This window comes from Sphingomonas sp. Leaf25 (assembly GCF_001421635.1).
In the GTDB taxonomy this organism is placed as follows: Bacteria; Pseudomonadota; Alphaproteobacteria; order Sphingomonadales; family Sphingomonadaceae; genus Sphingomonas.
In genome coordinates this window covers 1-4221 of record NZ_LMKU01000018.1, presented here as the reverse complement: position 1 = coordinate 4221, position 4221 = coordinate 1, and the positions used below count along the sequence as shown (strand labels likewise).

3 protein-coding genes and 2 pseudogenes are annotated in these 4221 nt (G+C 66.4%); 4 read left to right on the top strand and 1 reads right to left on the bottom strand.

Going from position 1 to position 4221, the window contains the following annotated elements; translation table 11 throughout:
- Positions 1-60 precede the first annotated feature (60 nt).
- Positions 61-273, bottom strand: a pseudogene (locus tag ASE78_RS18260) (transposase); the annotation flags it as partial.
- 69 nt (positions 274-342) lie between these two features.
- Here ASE78_RS18260 and ASE78_RS07725 point away from each other — a divergent pair.
- From ASE78_RS07725 to ASE78_RS07710, 4 genes and pseudogenes are all read left to right on the top strand, one after another.
- Positions 343-771 (top strand): annotated as a pseudogene (locus tag ASE78_RS07725) (Tn3 family transposase); the annotation flags it as partial.
- Positions 772-1101: 330 nt separating this feature from the next.
- The gene (locus ASE78_RS07720; RefSeq protein WP_056495406.1) at positions 1102-1848 is read left to right on the top strand and encodes an ABC transporter ATP-binding protein; all 747 of its coding nucleotides are present in this window, start codon (positions 1102-1104) and stop codon (positions 1846-1848) included.
- Positions 1845-3281 carry an ABC transporter permease gene (locus ASE78_RS07715; RefSeq protein WP_056495402.1) on the top strand — a complete coding sequence of 479 codons (1437 nt, stop codon included), beginning with the start codon at positions 1845-1847 and terminating at the stop codon, positions 3279-3281. The genes ASE78_RS07720 and ASE78_RS07715 overlap by 4 nt, the downstream gene beginning before the upstream one ends.
- Positions 3281-4221: ABC transporter permease (locus ASE78_RS07710; RefSeq protein WP_056495400.1), on the top strand; the 941-nt coding region annotated here is incomplete at its 3' end. The genes ASE78_RS07715 and ASE78_RS07710, both read left to right, overlap by 1 nt.

The following is a 4221-nucleotide window of genomic DNA, read 5'->3' as shown; positions in this document are numbered from 1 at the left end:
CTTGCTCATTACCGATGCTCCTACTCACAAGTGGGAGCCTCCAGGAAACCCGGGACGCTTCACGGCCTCCTCCTTGATCGTCAGTGTGGTGGACCTGGGCTCCTTGGGTCCGGTTCGCAGATCGGCCGTCGAGCTTCGCTTACGCCACTTGGCGATCGTCTTCTGGTTGACGCCATGGCGCTTAGCCAGCGCCCTCAGGCTCTCTTTACTATGCTGTATCGCTCGACGGATGACTTCAGTCGTCGTGGCGCTCCCGTGTAGAACCTGGCCCATAGCGCTTCCCTCCACTCGCTCGTGGTTGTTGCACCATCAATCGCCGGGACCAAACACCTAGGGCCGGGGCGGGCGCAAGCGACCGGCGCGATCAGCCCGCACAAGGGGAGCGAACCGGCCGTTTCCTTCTACACGCACGTCTCCGACCGCGATGCGCCGTTCCATTCCAGGGTCATCTCTGCCGGGGCCGGCGAGGCGGCGCATGCCCTTGACGCCCTGCTCCATCACGGTGCCGATCTCGCGATCGAACGCCACCATACCGATGGGGGCGGCGTCTACGATCATGTCTTTGCACTATGCCACCTGCTCGGCTTCCGCTTCGCGCCGCGCATCCCCAATATCGCTGTCCGGCGCCCGCACCTGTTCGCCGACATGCGGCCTGTACCGGACATCGCCCCGCTCGCAGCGCAGCCGATCGATGAGGCGCTGATCGCCGACTACTGGAACGACACGATCCGGCTCGCGACCTCGATCCGCACCGGCGGCACCAGCGCCTCGACCTGACCGGCGACGATCTCGGCCGGCCCCGCCGCACCAAACGGTAAGCTGCGACCTCGGCGTCAGATCACCCGGCTGCCGGCATGATCCTCGCTACCGTATATCTGTGCCCCTTCTATGTGACACCCCCTTGCCGTAGCGTTCGCGGTCGCCAGCAACGGCACAAGCATCCGCGCTGGGGCCATTCGGCGCGAATAGATCAACATGAAGATCCCCCGATCAACGATATGATGTTACATTCTATTGGAAGCCGACAGGATAACGCCCGTTAATGTTATGATACATCATCGCTATTGACGCTTCGGTCCGTTCGGGGGCACTGGACGGATCATGCAGCATACGCCCCCGTCCCCCGCCCATTCAGCCGAAATTGCGATCGATGGCGCCACACTCGCCTATGGCACGCACCGCGTCCTCGACGGCATGTCGCTGTCGGTCGCTGCGGGTGAGATCTATGCCCTGCTCGGGGGTAATGGCGCGGGCAAGTCGACGACGCTGTCGGCGCTGCTCGGCTTCGTGCGCGCCGATGGCGGCAGCGTCCGCGTCGGCGGGATCGATCCCGCCACCGACCCTGATGCCGCGCGGCGGCGCATCGCCTATCTGCCCGAGAACGTCGCGCTGTACGAACATCTGAGCGCGGTCGAGAATGCCGATTATCTCCTTGCACTGTCGGGCGCGCCGCGGTCGCGCAGCGACATTACCGATGCGCTGAGCGCGGCAGGGTTGCAGGACCGGGCATTCGATCAGCGGCTCGGCGGCTTTTCGAAAGGGATGCGGCAAAAGGTCGCGATCGCCGTCGCGCTGCTGCGCGAAGTGCCGGTGCTGTTGCTCGACGAACCAACCTCCGGCCTCGATCCGCGCGCGACCGCCGATTTCAACGCGCTGCTCCACGCCGTCCGGGCGCGCGGCACCGCGGTGCTGATGGTGACGCACGACCTGCTCAGCGCCGCCGATGTCGCCGACCGCATCGGCTTCCTCGAACGCGGTCGCATCGTCGAGGAGGTCGCGGCCGAAGGCGATGCCCGGTTCGACGTGCGCGCGCTGCACGACCGGTTCGCAGGCGCGGCACTGGCGTGAGCGCGATTTCGCTCATCGCGCGCGACGAACTGCGGCTGATGCGGCGCAACCGCGTCGCCGTCACTGCCGTCGTGCTGCTACTGCTCCTGACGCTGGTCGCGGTCGTCACCTCCTGGACCCATCAACGGGGCATCGCCGACAGCCGCGCCCGGCACCAGGCGGAGGCGAACCACGCATTCGAGGCGCAGCCCGACCGCCACCCCCACCGCGTGGTCCATTATGGCCATTTCATCTTCCGTCCGCTGGGGCCGCTCGCCGCGTTCGATCCCGGCGTCGATGCCTTCACCGGCAACACGATGTTCCTCGAAGGGCATCGGCAGAACACCAGCAATTTCGGCGACGTCCGGCAAAGTTCGCTGCTGGTCCGCTTCGGTCAGCTAACCCCGGCCTTCGTATTGCAAGCGGTGGCACCGCTGCTGCTGATCTTCCTCGGCTATGGCGCGGTCGCGCGTGAGGCCGAACGCGGTACGCTGCGCCCGCTGATGCTGCAGGGGGCATCGGCCCGCGCGATCGTGCTGGGCAAACTCGCCGCGCTGGGGCTGGTGGCGATACTGGTCGGTTTGCCGGCGATGATCGGGTTCGTCCTGATCTCCGGACAGCCCGGTGCCCTCGTCGGCCCGATGGCGATGATCGCGCTCGCCTATGCGGCCTATCTCGCGCTGTGGGTGGTCGCGATCACGCTGGTGTCGATGCTGGTCCGCCGCCGCCGCGACGCGCTGCTCGCGCTGCTGGCAATCTGGGCGGTGAGCGTCGTGCTGCTGCCGCGTGTCGCACCCGATGTGGCGAGCGAGGCCTATCCGCTGGCCAACCGGTTGCAGACCGATGTCGCCATCGCCCGCGACCTGCGCCATATGGGCGACAGCCATAATCCCGACGATCCGCATTTCGCCCGGTTCAAGACCGATGTCCTCAAACGTTATGGCGTGACCCGCGTCGAGGATCTGCCGGTGAACTATAAGGGTCTGCTCGCGCTCGAGGGCGAAGCGATGACCAGCAAATTGTTCGACCGTTATGCCGGGCAGAGCTTTGCGACGCAGGTGGCGCAGAACACGCTTGTCACCGGCGTCGGCCTGCTCAGCCCGACCATCGCGTTGCGACAGGCGTCGATGGCCGCCGCCGGCACCGACTTCGCCGGCCATCGCCGTTTCCTCGAACAGGCCGAGGCCTATCGCTACGCCCTCGTCCAGCGGCTGAACCAGCTACAGGCCGATGCGGTCAGCTATGCCGACGATACCGCCAAGGACGCCGGCGCCGACAGGCGTAAGCGGATCGGTGCGAACAACTGGCGACGCATGCCCGAATTCACGTTCGTCCAACCCGATGCCGCGACGTTGGTGCAGGCAAGCCTGCCCGGGCTGGCGATCATCCTTGGCTGGCTGGCGATTGGTATCGCTGCCCTCGCGCTCGCCACCCGCCGTCTGGGAGCGAAGTGATGTCGATCTGGATGCACGAGACCCGGCTCCTGCTACGCTCACGCATGGCCGCCATTGCGCTGGTCCTGCTGGCCGTGCTCAGCACCGCCGCCGTCGCCGCAGGGATGACCGAAATGGCGCGACAGCGTGCCGCGATCGACGCGATCGCCACCGCGCAGGCCGAGGATGTCGGTACCGTCGTCGCCTATGTCGATCGCGAAAAGGACGCGGGCAGCGCGGCCTATTACAGCTTTCACCCGACCTGGGACTCCCCTGCCCCACTCGCCTTTGCGGCGATCGGCATGCGGGACGTCGCCCCTTATATCCTGCGGATCCGGGCGCTGGGGCTGGAGGCGCAGATCTATGATGGCGATACCTTTAACCCCGAACTGGCGCTGCCGGGACGGTTCGACTTCGCATTCGTACTGGTGTTCCTGGCCCCCCTTTTCGTCATCGCACTGTTCCACGACCTGAAATCGGGCGAGCGCGAGGCCGGGCGCGCGCGAACGCTCGATGCGATGCCGGGCGCGCGGCGGCTGTGGCTGCGGCGCGGGCTGATCCGCTTCGCGCTGCTGTTGCTGACGCTCGTCGTACCGTTCGTCGTCGGCGCGCTCCTGTCGGGCGTCGCTAACGGCGCGCTGCTGCTGATCGTCGCGTTGGCGGCGGCGTATCTGCTTTTCTGGATCGGGCTCGCGGGGCTGATCGCGCGGCTCGGCCATGGTTCGACCGCCAACGCCGCGACCTTGGCCGGGCTTTGGCTGGTCCTTGTGCTGGTCCTCCCGACGCTTGCCAATGTCGTCATCAACCGCGCCATCCCGGTTGACGAAGGGGCAAGCATCGCGCTGGCCCAGCGCGAGAATGTCCACCACGCCTGGGAAATCCCGCGTGAGGAAACCATGTGTGGATCGGCGTGGAAAAGGGACCCCGGTAGCGGGGTGATCGGCGTCGAAAAAGGACCCCT

What these genes read in the sequence shown, in the direction of transcription:
- ASE78_RS07720 (WP_056495406.1), top strand. Translation starts at nt 1,102, where the DNA reads ATGCAGCATACGCCCCCGTCCCCCGCCCATTCAGCCGAAATTGCGATC.